This is a genomic window from Paraburkholderia sp. Ac-20340, from assembly GCF_017104965.1.
GTDB lineage: Bacteria > Pseudomonadota > Gammaproteobacteria > Burkholderiales > Burkholderiaceae > Paraburkholderia.
Genome location: NZ_JAAGPR010000047.1, coordinates 37,695 through 54,816 on the forward strand (window position 1 = coordinate 37,695; position 17,122 = coordinate 54,816).

Annotated in this window: 14 protein-coding genes; 4 read left to right on the forward strand and 10 right to left on the reverse strand. The window is 63.5% G+C overall.

Going from position 1 to position 17,122, the window contains the following annotated elements; all coding sequences use genetic code 11:
* The first annotated feature begins 6 nt into the window (after positions 1-6).
* Positions 7-2,292, forward strand: a complete 2,286-nt coding sequence (locus G3N59_RS33965; RefSeq protein ID WP_205987211.1) for an NADP-dependent malic enzyme — start codon at positions 7-9, stop codon at positions 2,290-2,292.
* A 101-nt stretch (positions 2,293-2,393) separates the two neighbouring features.
* Here G3N59_RS33965 and G3N59_RS33970 read toward each other — a convergent pair whose 3' ends face one another.
* The gene (locus tag G3N59_RS33970) at positions 2,394-5,990 is read right to left on the reverse strand and encodes an indolepyruvate ferredoxin oxidoreductase family protein (RefSeq protein WP_205987212.1); all 3,597 of its coding nucleotides are present in this window, start codon (positions 5,988-5,990) and stop codon (positions 2,394-2,396) included.
* 433 nt (positions 5,991-6,423) lie between these two features.
* Here G3N59_RS33970 and G3N59_RS33975 point away from each other — a divergent pair, with 433 nt between their 5' ends.
* Complete coding sequence (locus tag G3N59_RS33975) at positions 6,424-6,603, forward strand: hypothetical protein (protein WP_205987227.1); 180 nt, start codon at positions 6,424-6,426, stop codon at positions 6,601-6,603.
* 165 nt (positions 6,604-6,768) lie between these two features.
* Here G3N59_RS33975 and hppD read toward each other — a convergent pair whose 3' ends face one another.
* Positions 6,769-7,866, reverse strand: coding sequence for a 4-hydroxyphenylpyruvate dioxygenase (hppD, locus tag G3N59_RS33980; RefSeq protein WP_205987213.1), 1,098 nt, complete (start codon positions 7,864-7,866; stop codon positions 6,769-6,771).
* Positions 7,867-8,010: 144 nt separating this feature from the next.
* On the opposite strand from hppD, the gene G3N59_RS33985 reads away from it, so the two are divergent.
* Positions 8,011-8,511, forward strand: coding sequence for an Lrp/AsnC family transcriptional regulator (locus G3N59_RS33985; RefSeq protein ID WP_205987214.1), 501 nt, complete (start codon positions 8,011-8,013; stop codon positions 8,509-8,511).
* Positions 8,512-8,596: 85 nt separating this feature from the next.
* Here the strand turns inward: G3N59_RS33985 and G3N59_RS33990 are convergent, their stop codons facing one another.
* From G3N59_RS33990 to paaA, 8 genes are all read right to left on the reverse strand, one after another.
* Positions 8,597-9,262, reverse strand: coding sequence for a GNAT family N-acetyltransferase (locus G3N59_RS33990; RefSeq protein WP_205987215.1), 666 nt, complete (start codon positions 9,260-9,262; stop codon positions 8,597-8,599).
* A gap of 272 nt (positions 9,263-9,534) precedes the next feature.
* Positions 9,535-10,137 carry a TetR/AcrR family transcriptional regulator gene (locus G3N59_RS33995; RefSeq protein WP_205987216.1) on the reverse strand — a complete coding sequence of 201 codons (603 nt, stop codon included), beginning with the start codon at positions 10,135-10,137 and terminating at the stop codon, positions 9,535-9,537.
* Between the two features lie 28 nt (positions 10,138-10,165).
* Positions 10,166-11,062 (reverse strand): DUF1835 domain-containing protein, encoded by an 897-nt coding sequence (locus G3N59_RS34000; RefSeq protein WP_205987217.1) that lies wholly within the window; start codon positions 11,060-11,062, stop codon positions 10,166-10,168.
* Between the two features lie 252 nt (positions 11,063-11,314).
* Positions 11,315-12,403 (reverse strand): 1,2-phenylacetyl-CoA epoxidase subunit PaaE, encoded by a 1,089-nt coding sequence (paaE, locus tag G3N59_RS34005; protein WP_205987218.1) that lies wholly within the window; start codon positions 12,401-12,403, stop codon positions 11,315-11,317.
* Position 12,404: 1 nt separating this feature from the next.
* Complete coding sequence (gene paaD / locus G3N59_RS34010) at positions 12,405-12,929, reverse strand: 1,2-phenylacetyl-CoA epoxidase subunit PaaD (RefSeq protein WP_205987219.1); 525 nt, start codon at positions 12,927-12,929, stop codon at positions 12,405-12,407.
* A gap of 40 nt (positions 12,930-12,969) precedes the next feature.
* Positions 12,970-13,776, reverse strand: coding sequence for a 1,2-phenylacetyl-CoA epoxidase subunit PaaC (gene paaC / locus G3N59_RS34015; protein WP_205987220.1), 807 nt, complete (start codon positions 13,774-13,776; stop codon positions 12,970-12,972).
* A 10-nt stretch (positions 13,777-13,786) separates the two neighbouring features.
* Positions 13,787-14,071: a 1,2-phenylacetyl-CoA epoxidase subunit PaaB gene (paaB, locus tag G3N59_RS34020; protein WP_205987221.1), complete on the reverse strand. Its 285-nt coding sequence runs from the start codon at positions 14,069-14,071 to the stop codon at positions 13,787-13,789.
* Between the two features lie 30 nt (positions 14,072-14,101).
* On the reverse strand, positions 14,102-15,100 hold the full coding sequence (gene paaA, locus G3N59_RS34025) for a 1,2-phenylacetyl-CoA epoxidase subunit PaaA (protein WP_205987222.1): 999 nt from the start codon (positions 15,098-15,100) through the stop codon (positions 14,102-14,104).
* Between the two features lie 299 nt (positions 15,101-15,399).
* On the opposite strand from paaA, the gene G3N59_RS34030 reads away from it, so the two are divergent.
* Positions 15,400-16,659: an SGNH/GDSL hydrolase family protein gene (locus tag G3N59_RS34030; RefSeq protein WP_205987223.1), complete on the forward strand. Its 1,260-nt coding sequence runs from the start codon at positions 15,400-15,402 to the stop codon at positions 16,657-16,659.
* The last annotated feature ends 463 nt before the right edge of the window (positions 16,660-17,122 follow it).

The window sequence follows — 17,122 nt, forward strand, 5'->3', positions numbered from 1 at the left end:
CCGAAAATGGATGAACAACTGAAGCAAAGCGCGCTCGCTTATCACCAGAATCCGAAGCCCGGCAAGATCTCGGTCACGCCGACCAAACCGCTCTCGAACCAGCTCGACCTCTCGCTCGCGTATTCGCCGGGCGTGGCGTATGCGTGCGAAGCGATCCACGCCGATCCGCTCGACGCGCAGAAGTACACCTCGCGCGGCAACCTCGTCGGCGTCGTGACCAACGGCACGGCTGTGCTCGGTCTCGGCAATATCGGCCCGCTCGCGGCCAAGCCGGTGATGGAAGGCAAGGGTTGCCTGTTCAAGAAGTTCGCCGGTATCGACGTGTTCGACATCGAACTCGCGGAAAGCGACCCGGACAAGCTCGTCGAAGCGATCGCCATGCTCGAGCCGACGCTCGGCGGCATCAACCTCGAAGACATCAAGGCGCCGGAGTGCTTCTACATCGAGCAGAAGCTGCGCGAGCGCATGAAGATTCCCGTCTTCCACGACGATCAGCACGGCACGGCGATCATCGCCTCGGCGGCGATCCTCAACGGCCTGAAGGTGGTCGGCAAGGATCTGGGCAACATCAAGCTGGTGTGCTCGGGTGCGGGCGCGGCGGCCATCGCCTGTCTGGATCTGCTGGTCAAGCTCGGCGCGAAGAAGGAAAACATCCTCGTTACCGACTCGAAGGGCGTGATCTATGAAGGTCGCGGCAACCTCGATCCGTCGAAGCAGCGCTACGCGGCGCATACCGAAGCGCGCACGCTGGCCGACGCCATCAAGGGCGCGGACGTGTTCCTCGGCTGCTCGAGCGCAGGCGTCCTGAAGGCCGAAATGGTCGTCGAAATGGGCACCACGCCGCTGATCCTCGCGCTGGCCAACCCGGAGCCGGAAATCCGCCCGGAAGAAGCCAGGCGCGTGCGCCCGGACGCGATCATCGCCACTGGCCGTTCGGACTATCCGAACCAGGTCAACAACGTGCTGTGCTTCCCGTTCATCTTCCGCGGCGCGCTGGACGTGGGCGCGACCACCATCACGGAAGAGATGAAGCTCGCGTGCGTGCGCGCGATTGCGGAACTCGCCGAAGAAACCGATCAGGGCGACGAAGTCGCAAAGGCCTATGAAGGCCATACGCTCGAATTCGGCCCGGAATACCTGATTCCGAAGCCTTTCGATCCGCGCCTGATCATCAAGATCGCGCCTGCCGTGGCGCAGGCCGCGATGGATTCGGGCGTGGCCACGCGTCCGATCGCGGACATGGATGCGTACCGCGAAGAGCTGGGCGCAACCGTCTACCGCACGGGCATGGTGATGCGTCCGGTGTTCGCGGCGGCGAAGGCGAGCCAGGCGCGCATCGTGTTCGCGGAAGGCGAAGACGAGCGCGTGCTGCGCGCGGCGCAATTCGTGCTGACCGAGAAGATCGCGAGGCCTATCATCGTCGGCCGTCCGTCGGTCGTGGAAATGCGTCTGAAGAAGATGGGCTCGAAGCTGCGTGCGGGCACCGACTTCGAAATCGTCGATCCGGAAGACGATCCGCGCTTCCAGAAGAGCTGGCAGGCGTACCACGAACTGGGCGCGCGCCAGGGCATCACGCCGGAAGTGGCGAAGGCCTCGATGCGCAAGTTCAACACGCTGATCGGCGCGATTCTCGTCCATCTGGGCGACGCCGACGGCATGATCTGCGGTCTGCTCAACAGCTACGACTATCACCTGAAGTTTGTCGAGCAGGTGTTCGGCAAGGCGAAGGAAGCCGAGAACTACGCGGCGATGAACCTGCTGATGCTGCCGGGCCGTAACCTGTTCATCAGCGACACCTACGTGAACGAAGTGCCGAGCGCCGAACAGCTCGCCGACATGACGATTCTCGCCGCGCGCGAAATCGAGAAATTCGGCATTACGCCGAAGGTCGCGCTGCTGTCGTCGTCGAATTTCGGCAGCGTGCGTTCGTCGACCTCGCAGCGCATGCAGGCTGCGCGCCAGCTGCTCGCAGAACGCGCGCCGCAACTGGAAGTCGATGGCGAAATGCACGGTGACGCGGCGCTCTCGGAAATGATCCGCAAGCAGTCGTTCCCGGGCACCACGCTCGCGGGCGAAGCGAACCTGCTGATCATGCCGAACGTGGAAGCGGCGAACATCACGTACAACCTGCTGAAGATGATCGGCGGCGAAGGCGTGACGGTCGGTCCGTTCCTGCTGGGCGCATCGAAGCCGGTGCACATCCTCACGCCGGCGGCGACGGTGCGACGCATCATCAACATGACGGCGGTGGCTTCGGCTAACGCTGCTGTGAACAAGGCTGCAGAGAAGTAAATCGCTCCAGGCTTAAAGGCTTGATGTGAAAAAGGGCGCTCCGTTCAACACGGAGCGCCCTTTGTTTTTTACCGCCTCAAAACGCTGGCTTCAACACGCCATCAAGCCGCGTGGCGCGCCGCGCCATTCTCCGGCGCGCGCCACTTCGCGAGCAGCGTCGTCCACTTCGCGCGCGTGGCCTTGAGGTTGTTTTCCTTCACGTGGCCGTAGCCGCGAATCGCGTCGGGCAGCATCGCCAGTTCCAGCGCAAGCGGCAGGTTCGCCTCGCTCAGCCCGCCGATCACTTCGCGCATCAGCGTTTCATACTCGCCGATCAGCGCGCGTTCGTGGCGGCGTTCCTCGGTGCGGCCGAACGGATCGAGCGCCGTGCCGCGCAGGAACTTGAGCTTCGCGAGCACGCGCATCGCGGTGAGCATGCGCGGGCCGTATGGCTTCTTCTGCAGATGGCCCTTGTCGTCGTGCTTCGCGAACGAAGGCGGCGCGAGATGGAAGTGGATTTTCCAGTCGCCTTCGAAGCTCGCCTTGATCTTCTCGACGAAAGCCGGATCGGCGTAAAGGCGCGCGACTTCGTACTCGTCCTTGTAGGCCATCAGCTTGTGCAGGTTCTTCGCGACGGCTTCGGTGAGCGCTTGCTGGCCATCGACGTGATCGAGCTTTGCTTCCGCGCGGCGCACCTCGTCGACGAAGGCGCGATAGCGCTGCGCATAGGCATCGTTCTGGTAATCGGCGAGATAGTGCGCACGCTTGTCGATCAGCGCGTCGAGCGCCTTGGGCGAATGCAGCGAGACGATCCTGGCGCCCGCGGCGCTCTGCTCGCCCGCCGGTTTCTTCGCGAGGGCATCGACGGCCGCGCGATCGTGCGCGACGCGGCGGCCCCATTCGAACGCCGCGAGATTCTTCTCAACCTGCACGGCGTTCAACTCGATCGCGCGCGTGAGCGATTCGTGCGTGAGCGGCAGCCAGCCCTTTTGCCACGCATAACCGAGCACGAACGGGTTCGTGTAGATCGCGTCGCCCAGCAGCGCGAGCGCGTAACGGTTGGCATCGACGGTCGCGACGTTGTCGACGCCCGCTGCCGCGCGCACATCGGCTTCGGTGTTCGAGCCCGGGAACTGCCACTGCGGGTTCTTGATGAACTCGGCGGTCGGCGTGGCGGCGCTGTTGAGCACCACATGCGTTTGCCCGGCCTGCATGCGCGAAACGCAGTCGTCGCCGGCGGTCACGATCGCATCGCAGCCGATCACGAGGCTCGCCTCGCCCATGGCGATGCGCGTGGCGTGGATATCGTCGGGACGGTTGGCGATCTGCACGTGGCTCATCACCGCGCCGCCTTTCTGCGCGAGGCCGGTCACGTCGAGCACGGTCACGCCCTTGGCTTCCAGGTGCGCGGCCATGCCGAGCAGCGCGCCGATCGTCACCACGCCCGTGCCGCCCACGCCCGTCACCAGCACGCCGTAGGGGCGGCCGATTGCGGGCACGTCGGGCGTCGGCACTGGCGGCATCGCTTCATTGGCGACGCGGTCGGTCTTCGGCTTGCGTAGCTGGCCGCCTTCGACGGTCACGAAGCTCGGGCAGAAACCCTTCACGCACGAGTAATCCTTGTTGCAGGTCGACTGGTTGATCTGGCGCTTCGTGCCGTATTCGGTGTCGAGCGGTTCGACCGAGAGGCAATTCGACTGCACCGAGCAATCGCCGCAACCTTCGCAGACGGCCTCGTTGATGACCACGCGCTTTGCCGGATCGGGATAGGTGCCGCGTTTGCGGCGGCGGCGCTTTTCCGTGGCGCAGGTCTGGTCGTAGATCAGGATCGTCGTACCGGCGATCTCGCGCAGTTCGCGCTGCATGGCGTCGAGCTGGTCGCGATGATGAATCGTCACGCCCGGCGCGAGCTTCGCGGCGGCTTCGCCGTCGTATTTTTCAGGATCGTCGGTGACGATCACGATCTTCTTCGCGCCTTCCGCCGCGAGCTGATGCGTGATCTGCGGCACGGTCAGTACGCCGTCGACGGGCTGGCCGCCCGTCATCGCGACCGCGTCGTTGTAGAGGATCTTGTAGGTAATGTTCGCCTTCGAGGCGATGGCCGCGCGAATCGCCAGCAGGCCCGAGTGGAAGTAGGTGCCGTCACCGAGATTCGCAAAGATGTGCGTGTCGTTCGTGAACGGCGCCTGGCCGACCCACGCCACGCCTTCGCCGCCCATCTGGCTGAAGGTGCTGGTGCTGCGGTCCATCCACACGGTCATGTAGTGGCAGCCTATGCCGGCCATCGCGCGCGAGCCTTCCGGCACGTTGGTCGACGTGTTGTGCGGGCAGCCCGAGCAGAACCACGGCTTGCGTTCGACCTGCACGCGCGGCTTCGCCAGCGCCTTTTCCTTCGCCTCGATCACGGCGATGCGCGCCGCAATGCGCGCGCGCACGTCGGAGGGCAGATCGAGCTTGTCCAGACGCGTGGCGATCGCCTTGGCGATGATCGCGGGCGAGAGTTCGTAGTGCGCGGGCAGCAGCCAGTTGCCCATCGGCACCGACCATTCGCCGCCTGCGCCGTCCTTTTCGTCGAATTTGCCGTACACGCGCGGACGCTGCGCATCCGGCCAGTTGTAGAGCTCTTCCTTGATCGCGTATTCGAGGATCTGGCGCTTTTCCTCGACCACGAGAATCTCTTCCAGCCCGCGCGCGAAGGCCTGAGCGCCTTGCGCTTCGAGCGGCCACACGCAGCCCACTTTGTAGAGACGAATGCCGATGCGCGAGCAGGTTTCGTCGTCGAGACCGAGGTCGGTGAGCGCCTGGCGCACGTCCAGATACGCCTTGCCGGCGGTCATGATGCCGAAGCGCGCATGCGGCGAATCGATCTCGATGCGGTCGAGCTTGTTGGCGCGCACGTAGGCGAGGCCCGCATACCACTTGTAGTCGAGCAGACGCGCTTCCTGCACGAGCGGCGGATCGGGCCAGCGGATATTCAGCCCGCCTTCGGGCACGAGGAAATCTTCCGGCAGCACGATGCGCGTGCGATACGGATCGATTTCGACCGATGCCGACGATTCCACCACATCGGTCACGCACTTCATCGCGACCCAGAGGCCGGAATAGCGGCTCATCGCCCAGCCGTGCAGGCCGAAATCGAGATATTCCTGCACGTTCGAGGGGAACAGCACCGGCAGGCCGCAGGCCTTGAAGATATGTTCGGACTGGTGTGCGAGCGTGGAGGACTTGGCCGCGTGATCGTCGCCGGCCAGCACCAGCACGCCGCCGTGACGCGACGAACCCGCGGAGTTGCCGTGCTTGAAGACGTCGCCGCAACGGTCGACGCCCGGCCCTTTGCCATACCACATCGAAAACACGCCATCGTGTTTCGCCGACGGATACAGGTTCACCTGCTGCGAACCCCACACGGCGGTCGCGGCCAGGTCTTCATTGACGCCGGGCTGAAAAACGATTTGATGGGCGGCGAGATGCTGCTTCGCTTTCCAGAGCGACTGATCGAGACCGCCCAGAGGCGAGCCGCGATAGCCGGAGATGAACCCCGCGGTATTGAGACCGGCGGCCTTGTCGCGTTCCTGCTGCAGCATCGGCAGACGAACCAGCGCCTGGATGCCGCTCATGTACGCGCGGCCGCGTTCGAGGGTGTATTTATCGTCGAGCGTGACGGAAGCGAGTGCGGCTTCAAGCGAAGCGCGCTGACCTGCGTCGAGCGGGGCATTCATTATTTGTCTTCCTCCATCCAACCAATCCGTTTTGGGATCGCCAGAACTTTCGGTGGCCGCGGCATCTTGTGAATGCTTTGGCCGGGCTCGCCATATTGGCGTCTTTTTTTCGATAGTAGCACTCGGACAAACCCGCCGCTTTGCATCATAAACACGGCGAAATTTGCCGCTTTGCAGCATTTTTCCGATCTTTCCCGATTTTTCGCGCTCGCGACGCCACGGCGCTTCCGAAGCCCGCAAATCCCTTGTAACAAAGGATGTGTCGAGATTGAGTGCCACGTAACAACGTGTAAATGTTGCACTTACCAGGAACCGCTCTTGAATATCCTGTCTAACTCCCTCACTTGAGCGAACTGCGTAGCGCCATCCAGATATTGGGGCGCAAGCGCTGATTGCTCAGTGAGAGGCAAGTCTGAAAAAAGGAGTACACAAGATGAACAATCGACATATCCAGACCTTCTTGACGGTATCGGCAGCGTTCTTCGCCATGAGCGCGCCCCTGCATTCGAATGCCCGTACCCAGGGCGCGAACGCAGCAACGTCGTGCGCGCAGATCACGCTGTGCGCGAAGGCTGACTCGAACCCGCTGCCGGCCCCCAAGGTCGGGCGTTAAGCCGTTCAAACCAGGATTTCGACGATGTTGCGCTGATCCGCGCCGCATCCCATTCACCTGAATTCGCGGCCGTAGGTGTGCGGCGGCGGTTCAAAAACTAAAAAGGGCGAAGATCGCGTGATCTTCGCCCTTTTTGCATTTATCGCCGCTTGGCTTGTGCGAGGTTCAAGCCTTGTCCTGCACCACGCCGCGGCGAATCTGGTCGAGTTCGATCGATTCGAACAGCGCCTTGAAGTTGCCCTCGCCAAAGCCCTGATTGCCCTTGCGCTGAATGATCTCGAAGAAGATCGGGCCGATCTGGTTTTCCGTGAAGATCTGCAGCAGCAGGTCTTCGGGCAGCCCGTCGATCAGGATCTTGCGCTTCTTCAACTCGTCCAGCGGTTCGGTGTGGCCCGGAATGCGGCGGTTCACGAGCTCGTAGTACGTGTCGATGGTGTCGAGCAGCGCGATCTGCGAAGCGCGCAGGCCATCGACCGTGCCATAGATGTCGTTGGTGCCGAGCGCGATGTGCTGGATGCCTTCGCCGTGATACGCATCCAGATATTCCTGGATCTGGCCGGCCGTCTCGCCGCCTTCCTCGTTGATCGGAATGCGGATCTTGCCGCACGGCGAAGTCATCGCCTTCGACTTCACGCCCGTCACCTTGCCTTCGATATCGAAGTAGCGGATTTCGCGGAAATTGAAGAGGCGCTCGTAGAACTCCGCCCATTCGTTCATGCGGCCGCGGTGGACGTTGTGCGTCAGGTGGTCGATGTAGGTCAGGCCGTGGCCGGCCGGGTTCTGGTCTGCGCCCTCGATCGGCACGAAATCGACGTCATAAATGCTGATGTCGCCGATGCTGCCCGGCTGCGCGCCGTTCTTGCCGCGCCAGCGGTCGACGAAATAGATCAGCGAATCGCCGATACCCTTGATCGCCGGGATGTTCAGCTCCATCGGGCCGGTCTTGTTGTCGAAGCCCCAGGCGCCCAGATCGAGCGCGTGCTTGTAGGCCTTGGCGGCGTCGTCGACGCGGAAGGCGATCGCGCAGATCGACGGGCCGTGCAGGCGCGCGAAGCGCTGGGCGAACGAATCCGGCTCGCCGTTGACGATGAAGTTGATGTCGCCCTGGCGATAGAGCGTCACATCCTTATGGCGATGGCGCGCGACAGCCGTGAAGCCCATGCGCTCGAACAGCTTGCCAAGCGCCTTGGGGTCCGGCGCGGTGTATTCGATGAATTCGAAGCCGTCGGTGCCGACGGGGTTCTCCCAGGTGGGAACCTGCATGCTTGTCTCCTGATTCGCGCTTCAATGAGTGATTTCGTGCGACAAAGTGTAGCCGTGCGGTCTGGGCGAAAACTTGCGAACTTAATCGCGTGTGCGTTGATTTGAGCTATAAACTGCCTTTATTGGATATATCGAAGGCAGAAAATGGCGAGCATCGAACTGGACGCGATCGACCGGCGAATTCTGGCGATTCTTCAGGAAAATGGCCGGCTCTCGAATCAGGAGATCGCCGATCGGGTGAATCTTTCGCCCAGCCCGTGTCTGCGGCGCATCCGCCGGCTGGAGGAGAGCGGTGTGATCCGCACGTATGTGGCGTTGCTCGACGCGCAAAAGCTCGGCCTGGATCTGCTGGCCTACGTGAACGTGCGGCTGGAGAAGCGCGGGCCGACCGCTTCGGGGCGCGAGGGCGTGACGCACGCGGAGCTGTTTCGCGCGGCGGTGCAGACCTGGCCCGAAGTGGTGGCGTGTCACGCCATGACCGGCGATATGGATTTCCTGCTGCGCGTGCAGGTGGAGGATATGGCGCACTTTTCGCGTTTCGTGCAGGACCAGTTGCTGCACCATCCGTCGGTGATCGACGTGAAGTCGAGCTTTTCGCTGCAGACGTTCAAGGAGACGACGGCGCTGCCGATCTCGCAAACGTAAAGCGGTTTTGAAAGCCGCAGACGTAAAAAAAGCGGCCGAAGCCGCTTTTTTCATTCTTGCTCGTTCAACCCAGGCCGGGCAGAAGTCACGCCGCGATAGCCTGCGGCAGGATCGTTTCGATCAGCTTCGACGCCTGGCGCGCCTGACGCTTGAGCGCGTAGTCGAACACCGCAGCCTGCTCCTGGAGCATTTCCGCGATGATGCTGCTCTGGTCGGCCGGTTCCAGCGAGAGATACGCGTCGGCTTCGCCGTAGGCGTACTCGATCTTCATGCCCGACTTCTTGGCGATGTGCATCATCGTCGAGTTGCGCGACAGGCAGTGCATGTACAGCGTGGTGACGTGCGTGTTGCGGCTGCGGATGGCGGCGCGCTCGAACAGCTTCGAGCCGATGCCCTGGCCGCGCGCGCTTTCGAGCACCGACACGCCGAACTCAGCCGTGCGGCCGTTGCCGTCCGCCGGCAGATAGGCCAGATGGCCGACGCCCACGAGTTGCAGCTGATGGTCGAACACGCCAAACACGGTGTCGCGCGTGAAGTCCATCGAGCGCACGTAGTTTTCGAGCACGTGGTCGGGCGCGGCCTGGCCGAAACGCAGCAGGCGGTCGTCGCCATCGAGCGCGAGAAAGTGCGTGAGCAGGCGTTCGCGGTCTGCCGAGGTGAGGACGCGCACCATGGCCGGCGAATGTCCGGACGCGAGCGGGCGGCCGGATGCGAGGATCGGCTCCTTGGCTTGGGTCGAAATCGTGGTCATGTGGGGTCCTCCCTGAATACGAAACGCGGCGCATGGATGATGCGCCGCAAAACGAATTCTAGCGGAAACCCTGGGGTCGATCTAGGGAAAACCCGGATTACGGATTTGAGTGTTGCGCCTAATTAATAAATTTCAGCGCGTAACTCTTTGATTTTTAATGGGTATGTGTGCTGAATAGCTTGACGCGTCAACTGTTGTGACTGCACATCATGTTGCGCTGCATCAATCTGGCCCGAATTGATCGAGCGTTCGCAAAATTCGGCGAGGCGTGTTCAGGGGCTTTGCAGACCGTGATCCATGACGTCGATCACCTGCTGGGCGAAGTCGCGGTAGCCCATGCGGCCGCCCGGCTTGAGCCAGGTGAAGGTCCAGTTGATCATGCCGAACAGCATCATGGTCAGCGAAGTCTGGTTGTCCGCCGTCACCTGGCCCGGGTAGGCGCGCGCGAGCTGGCGTGTGAACGCGGCGACCACATCGCGCTGGCGGTTCAGGATGATTTCGCGCTGGGCGTCGACGAGGTATTTCACGTCGTTGAGCAGGGCCACATGGCGGCTGTGCGAGGTCTCGTATTCGGCGAGAAACGCGCGGATCAGCTCGGCGAAACATTCGCGTTCGTCGAGGCCGCGTCGCTGGCTCGCGCCTTCCACCTCGGCGATGATCAACATCAGGCGCTTGGTGTAGCGATCGAGCAGATCGAACAGGATCGCTTCCTTGCTCTCGTAGTAGTGATAGAGGCGCGCCTTCGAGGTGCCGCTCGCGGCCGCGAGATCGGACATCGATGTGCTCGGATAGCTCGTCTGGGCGAACTTGGCAGCGGCGAGTTCGAGGATCTGGTCGCGCTGGGTTTCGTGGTCGGGCGCTCGGGTGCGGGCCATGGTCTATCGGCAGGGATTCAGCGAAGGATCAGCGGGAAAGGGAAAGATGCGCGGCTGCGTGCACCGGAATGGGGCGCTCGGCGCGGTCCGCGCGGGTGTTCTGCGTGCAGCCGCTGGCGCTGTCATTGCGCGAGGCGCACAGGTCGTCGCGCAGGCGCAGTTCGCCGGCGGCGGCCAGTTCGCGCAGGCGCCACAGCACGACCGGCTCGCCGACCGTAAAGCCCGCGCCACCGCGCACGAGTGCCGCGCCCAGCGTGTCGCAGGCGAGCCACGGCGCGCTGGCTGCAGCGGGCGGCGCGGCTTCGCCGAGGATGTCGAGAATCTGCGTGTCGAGATCGGCCAGCGTGCCGCTCGTGAAGGTGTTGTCGCGCCAGCGCCGCGTTTCGCCGTTGGCGAACTTGGCTTCCTGCCATTCGAGCGCGAGGCGCGTGATGCGCAGCACCGAGATCGGCGCCGCATCCGGCACGCGAGCCTGCAGGCGAGCGGCGGCTTCGTCCGGCGAGCCGGCCAGATCGGCGGCCGTGAGGCGCACTTCGTTCAGGCGTTGCGGCGCATTGCGCAGGCGGTAGCAGGCGCGGCGCAGCGCGAGCTGGTCGGCGGCGTCGGGCGTGTGCCAGATCACCACGTTGGCGTTGCCGGCTTCCAGCGCAGCGAGTGCCGTGCAGTCCTGCTGCGCCAGTGTGTGCAGCACGCCCGCTTCGTTGCACTCGCCATCCACACGCTGCCAGAACGCCGCGCGTTGCGCCGCACCCGGGTTGGCTGCCTCGTCGATATCGCGCAGCGGCCCGACCGTGAGGTCGTCGGCTAGCGCGATCACTTGGCTCGCCGATTGGGCGGCTGTCGGGCATGCGGCCTCGCGGGCCAGCAGAGCCTGACGCAGCGCGGCCGCTGCCGGCTCGCCGTGGATGAGGTGAATCGTGGTCATCGACAACTCGTTGCGTTCACCATGAACGCCTTGAACGACTGAATAAGTGCCAGAAGCGCGCCGATGCGCACAACGACAAAAGGGACCGACCGCACCGATGCAGCGCTGCGCTGCACCACTCGCGGGCGGCCCCTAGTGTAAGCGGATCGCTGGAGCGCCGAAAGCGTGCTGTTGCTCTAAGGTCTATTCGTCACACATATTGCTGGACGAAAAAACCGCACGCTCGCGGCGTCGCGCTGATGAGTGTTTCGTTTAGCGTTCGTCGAAACTCACCACTACGCGCTCGCTCACCGGATGGCACTGGCAGGTCAGCACAAAGCCGTCCTTCACTTCCTGCTCCTCGAGCGTGTAGTTCTTGTCCATCTTCACTTCGCCTTCGAGCACCCTCGCGCGACAGGTGCAGCACACGCCGCCCTTGCACGCATACGGCAGCGCCAGACCCGCCTTCAGGCCGACGTCGAGCAGGCTCACGCCCTCATAAGGCAGACGCAGCTTGCGCTTCTTGCCGTCGATGACGATTTCCAGCTCGGCGGCCGGCGTGCTTTCGGTGATTTCGACGATGGGCACGCCCGCCTGCGGCAACGGCGAACCGAAGCGCTCGACATGCACTTTCTGCTGCGCCACGCCTGCGTCCTTGAGCGCGGCTTCGGCGGCGTCCATCATCGGGCCGGGACCGCAGATGAAGGCTTCGTCGATTTCCTCGGCCGGCAGCAGCGATTCGATGAAGGCCGCGCACTTTTCCTGATCGAGCACGCCGTTGAACAGCTCGACGTCCTGCAGATCGTCGGACAGCACGTGATAGAGGCGGAAGCGGTCCATGAAGCGGTTCTTCAGGTCTTCCAGCTCCTCGGCGAACATGATCGCGTCGACGCTGCGGTTGCCGTAGACCAGCGTGAAGGCGCTGCGCGGCTCGCCTTCGAGCGTCGTCTTGATGATCGCCAGCACCGGCGTGATGCCCGAACCGCCCGAGAACGCCACGTAATGCTTGCCGTGCTCCGCGTTCAGGTGCGTGAAGAAGCGTCCGTCGGGCGTCATTACGTCGATTTCGTGGCCCGGCGCCAGCTGGTCGAAGGCGAAATTCGAGAAACGCCCGCCGCGCACGCGCTTGATGCCGATGCGCAGTTCGCCGTCACGGTCGTAGTCGGTCACGCCGACGCAGATCGAGTACGAGCGACGCGTTTCTTCACCGTCGATGTGGGTCTTGAGCGTGACGAACTGCCCTTGCGTGAAGCGATACGCGTCGCGCAGCTCGGGCGGAACTTCGAAAGCGACGGAGACCGCGTCCGCGGTTTCGGGCCGCACTTCGCGGATGCGCAGCGAATGGAATTGCGGAGTGGCCATATCAGTACGGTTTGAAGTAGTCGAAGGGTTCGCGGCAGTCGATGCAGCGGTAGAGCGCCTTGCACGCCGTCGAGCCGAATTGCGCGAGGCGTTCCGTGTGCTTCGAGCCGCAGCGCGGGCAGACGGGCGCGGGCAGTTTCGGCATGAAGGTGATCGGCTGCTCGCCTGGTTGCGCGACCGGGCCGCAGTTGCCCGTGGGCGGCGCGATGCCGTAGGCGCGCAGCTTTTCGCGCGCGGCCGCGGTGATCCAGTCGGTGGTCCAGGCGGGCGTGAGCGTCGTCACGATGCGATGCGGGGCGATCTGCGCGGCGTCGAGCGCGTGCGCGACATCCTCGGCGATCTGCGACATCGCCGGGCAACCCGAGTAGGTGGGCGTGATGACCACTTCGAGCTGGCCGTCATCGGCACGGCGCACGTCGCGCAGAATGCCGAGTTCGCGGATCGACACCACCGGAATCTCCGGATCGGGCACCGATTCGAGCACTTGCCAGGCGCGTTCGAGCGTGTGATCGGCAGTCGCTTGCATCGTCGTGACTTCCTCTTTGTTTCGCGTCGTTGCTACGTGCTTACCAGCGTGCGCCGGGATGCTGGCGCGCGAGGCTCTGCATTTCGGCGAGCACGAAGCCCATGTGTTCCGAATGCTCGCCGAGCTTGCCGGTCGTCACGTGCTTCACCGGCGCAGGCGCGGTGAGCGTGGCTTCTTCCAGAGCGGCTTCGACATCGACGCGCCAGGCGGCTTCCAGTTGCGCGGCGAGCGGCGCAATGCCGGCTTCGGCGACGGCGGCTTCCACCGCATCCGTGCTGAAGAATTCGCGCGTGTAGGGCATCAGCCAGTCGAGCGCGGTTTGCGCGCGGCGGTGCGATTCCTCGGTGCCGTCGCCGAAGCGGATCAGCCATTCGCGCGCGTGATGCACGTGGTAGCGCGTTTCCTTGATCGAGCGTTCGGCAATCGCGGCCAGTTGCGGGTCGGCGGAACGCAGCAGCGCGGTCCACAGATGCGCCATCAGCGACGCATAGAGGAAGTTGCGCACGATCGTCACGGCGTAATCGTTGGCCGAATGCGTCGTGCCGGCGAGCGGGCCGAAGTGCGGCAGCTCCGCGAGCGTGTAGTTGGCGAACTCACGCTCGGCGCGGAAGTAGGCGTAATCGTCCTCGGTGCGCTCGCGGCCGTTGAGCGACTTGTCGAGCGTCGCGGCGTGCGTGTAGAGCAGGCGTGCCTGGCCGATCAGGTCGAGGCTCATGTTTGCGAGCGCGATGTCTTCTTCGAGGATCGGGCCATGGCCGCACCATTCCGAGTTGCGCTGACCAAGGATCAGTGCGGTATCGGCAAGGCGCAGCACGTAGGCGAGATGTTCGGGCGTGGGCGTCGTCATGGTCGCGCTCTTACATGTGGTTGACTTCGTCGGGCAGCGTGTAGAACGTCGGATGCCGATAAATCTTGTCGCCGGCCGGTTCGAACAGCTCGGCCTTTTCGCTCGGGTCCGACGCCGTGATCGCGGCGGACGGCACCACCCAGATGCTCACGCCTTCCTGGCGCCGCGTGTAGACGTCGCGCGCCATGCGCAGCGCCATCGACGCGTCGCTCGCGTGCAGGCTGCCGCAATGTTTATGGTCGAGGCCCTGCTTGCTGCGCACGAACACTTCCCAGATCGGCCATTCCTTGTTCATCTTGCTGTCTCCTTCCAGTGTGGGTTGCGATCAGGCGGCGTGCTTGTCGGCGCGCTGACGTTGCTTTTCGGCGTGGGCGAGGGCGGCTTCGCGCACCCAGGCGCCTTCGTTATGCGCCTTCACGCGGGTGCCGAGGCGTTCGCGGTTGCACGGGCCGTCGCCGTTGACGACGCGCCAGAATTCTTCCCAGTCGATCGTGCCGTAGTCGTAGTGGCCGCGCGCTTCGTTCCATTTGAGATCGGCGTCGGGCAGCGTGACGCCGAGCACCTTGGCCTGCTCGACCGTGGCATCGACGAACTTCTGGCGCAGATCGTCGTTCGAGATGCGCTTGATGCCCCATTTCGCCGATTGATTGCTGTGCACGGAATCGGCGTCGCTCGGGCCGAACATCATCAGCACCGGCCACCACCAGCGGTTCACGGCCTGCTGGACCAGTTCGCGCTGCGCGTCGGTGCCGCTCATCATCGCGAGCAGGGCGTCGAAACCCTGACGCTGGTGGAACGACTCTTCCTTGCAGATGCGGATCATGGCGCGCGCATACGGGCCGTAGGTGCATCGGCACAGCGGGATCTGGTTCATGATCGCCGCGCCGTCGACCAGCCAGCCGATTACGCCGACGTCCGCCCAGGTCGGCGTCGGGTAATTGAAGATGCTCGAATATTTGGCTTTGCCAGCGTGCAGCGCGTCGACCAGTTGGTCGCGCGAGACGCCCAGCGTTTCCGCCGCGCTATAGAGATAGAGGCCGTGGCCCGCTTCGTCCTGCACCTTGGCGAGCAGGATCGCCTTGCGCTTGAGGCTGGGCGCGCGGCTGATCCAGTTGCCCTCCGGCAGCATGCCCACGATTTCCGAATGCGCGTGCTGCGAAATCTGGCGCACCAGCGTCTTGCGGTAGGCGTCGGGCATCCAGTCCTGCGGCTCGATCTTGCCGTCGGCCGCCATGATCGCGTCGAACTGAACCTGCTCGGGCGACGCCGCCGCCGTATCCAGCGGCGCGACATTGCCGGGAATGTCGAGGGATTGCGTGTACATGGGGACGCTCTCATCGATGTTGGGTGTGGGGTGCAGTATAAACCAACCGACCGGTCGGTAAATGAATATTTTGAGCTGGGTCAAAAGGGTGCGAAGCGGTGTTGGGGCGCGCCGTTCCACTGTTTGAGTTTTAGTGGATCGAGCTGGTGATCTGGAGGAAATTTTTTGAGGTGCGCGAGGCGCGTTGGTGGAGCGCTTGCGCCAGGCGGGCTGTCAGGAGGATGGAAGGTCGTGATCCGGGCCATGGGGCACAATGGTCGCTTTGCCCGACTCCGCGCAACACGCGCGCATCCGACCGCATGAAGATTTCCTTTGCTACTACCGCGGCCGGCGCCGCTTTGCTCGTTTCTATCGGCGCGGCCACGCCGGCTTTTGCCCAGCAGCCCGCCGGCGGCCATTGGGTGACGAGCTGGGCCACCGCGCTCCAGTCCATTCCGCAGCGCGAGGCATTGCCGCCGCTTTATCGCGCGCCCGAGGTGGCGGGGCGCACCGTGCGTCAGATCGTCTATCCGACGCTGGGCGGCGAAGTGGCGCGCGTGCACATCAGCAATCTCTATGGGCGCACGCCGCTGGTGATCGAATCGATGGCGATTGCGCCTTCGGCTGGCGACTCGGCGGTGAAGCAGGCCGAAAGCGTGCGGGTGACGTTTGGCGGGCGCCAGTCAGTTTCGCTGGCTCCGGGTGCCGAGCTCGATAGTGATCCGGTGCATATCGGCCTGAAGCAGTGGGCGCCGTACGCCATCAGCAGCTATATGGGCGCGGGGCAGACGATGGTGGCGTGGCACCGTGTGGCGAGCCAGGTGAATTACGTGTCGCGCCCGGGCGATCATGTTGCCGATCCGTCGGTTGGCGCGTTTCCGGTTCGCTTCACGCAGTACGCGTGGGTGACGGGGCTGGCGGTCGAGGCGCCGGGTGCGCAGACGATTGCCGCGATCGGCGATTCGATCACGGATGGCATGCGTTCGTCGCTCAATGAGAACCATCGCTGGCCGGATGCGCTGGCGCGGCGTCTGGCGCACGAGCGCACGGATCTGGCGGTGATCGATCTCGGCATTAGCGGCAACCGGCTGCTGAGCGATTCGCCGTGTTACGGCGAGGCGCTCGAACGTCGCTTCCAGCGCGACGGGCTGGGACATGCCGGCGTGCGCACCGCGGTGCTGTTGATTGGCATCAACGACATCAACTTCCAGGCGATGCCGCCGCGTTCTGGGCTCGACTGCGATTTCCCGCACACGCAGGTGAACGCGGACGATCTGATTGGCGGCTACAAGCGCGTGATTGCGGCGGCGCATGCGCGCGGCATGCGTCTGCTCGGCGCGACGATCACGCCGGCGGCCTTGCCGCCTGAGCGCGAGGCGATCCGCACGAAGGTGAATCAATGGATTCGCACGAGCGGGCAGTTCGATGGGGTGGTGGACTTCGATGCGGCGCTGCGTGATCCGGCCGATCCGCTGCGTCTGCGTCGCGACTTCGACAGTGGCGACCACATTCATCCGAGCGACGCGGGGTACGCTGCGATGGCGAACGCCGTTCCGCTGACGGCAATTGCTGGAAAGTGAAGAAATATGGGCGTCACCCCCTTGCGGGGCGGCGCCCATAGCGCTAAGATTCGCCCCCTTCGCTGCACGCCGTACCGCAGCGAAGCCGCCGACAGAAACACGGCGGTTCGATCCGGCAGCATCTTTTAAGCAGTAGCGTAAAAAAAGATGTTGACGAAACGAAGAAGAGCCTTCATAATCTCGTTTCTCTGCTGCTGACGCAGCGACGCAGAACCCGCCGGAAAGTTTCAAGTCTGACTGGTGTTCGCGAATCGATCTTTAAAAATTTACAGCCGATAAGTGTGGGCGCTTGATGATAATGCGGCCCGATGAGTTCTCCGGAATTCACCGGGAGTGGCAAAAGTATCAAGAGTCTCACACAAAAGTAAGTCAGGTTTTTGAAGTAATTCAACTACCTGTCAGCTTTGAGTGAGCGACCGGTTCGAGAGAACCGAAAACAGTAACAGGTTTAAACTGAAGAGTT

Bases quoted from the DNA above. Each gene is read 5' to 3' on its own strand.
- G3N59_RS33975 (WP_205987227.1), top strand. From the start codon at position 6,424: ATGAACAATCGACATATCCAGACCTTCTTGACGGTATCGGCAGCGTTC.
- G3N59_RS33990 (WP_205987215.1), bottom strand. From the start codon at position 9,262: ATGACCACGATTTCGACCCAAGCCAAGGAGCCGATCCTCGCATCCGGC.
- G3N59_RS34000 (WP_205987217.1), bottom strand. From the start codon at position 11,062: ATGACCACGATTCACCTCATCCACGGCGAGCCGGCAGCGGCCGCGCTG.
- G3N59_RS33985 (WP_205987214.1), top strand. From the start codon at position 8,011: ATGGCGAGCATCGAACTGGACGCGATCGACCGGCGAATTCTGGCGATT.
- paaA (WP_205987222.1), bottom strand. From the start codon at position 15,100: ATGTACACGCAATCCCTCGACATTCCCGGCAATGTCGCGCCGCTGGAT.
- G3N59_RS33995 (WP_205987216.1), bottom strand. From the start codon at position 10,137: ATGGCCCGCACCCGAGCGCCCGACCACGAAACCCAGCGCGACCAGATC.
- paaB (WP_205987221.1), bottom strand. From the start codon at position 14,071: ATGAACAAGGAATGGCCGATCTGGGAAGTGTTCGTGCGCAGCAAGCAG.
- hppD (WP_205987213.1), bottom strand. From the start codon at position 7,866: ATGCAGGTTCCCACCTGGGAGAACCCCGTCGGCACCGACGGCTTCGAA.
- paaE (WP_205987218.1), bottom strand. From the start codon at position 12,403: ATGGCCACTCCGCAATTCCATTCGCTGCGCATCCGCGAAGTGCGGCCC.
- paaC (WP_205987220.1), bottom strand. From the start codon at position 13,776: ATGACGACGCCCACGCCCGAACATCTCGCCTACGTGCTGCGCCTTGCC.
- G3N59_RS33970 (WP_205987212.1), bottom strand. From the start codon at position 5,990: ATGAATGCCCCGCTCGACGCAGGTCAGCGCGCTTCGCTTGAAGCCGCA.
- G3N59_RS34030 (WP_205987223.1), top strand. From the start codon at position 15,400: ATGAAGATTTCCTTTGCTACTACCGCGGCCGGCGCCGCTTTGCTCGTT.
- paaD (WP_205987219.1), bottom strand. From the start codon at position 12,929: ATGCAAGCGACTGCCGATCACACGCTCGAACGCGCCTGGCAAGTGCTC.
- G3N59_RS33965 (WP_205987211.1), top strand. From the start codon at position 7: ATGGATGAACAACTGAAGCAAAGCGCGCTCGCTTATCACCAGAATCCG.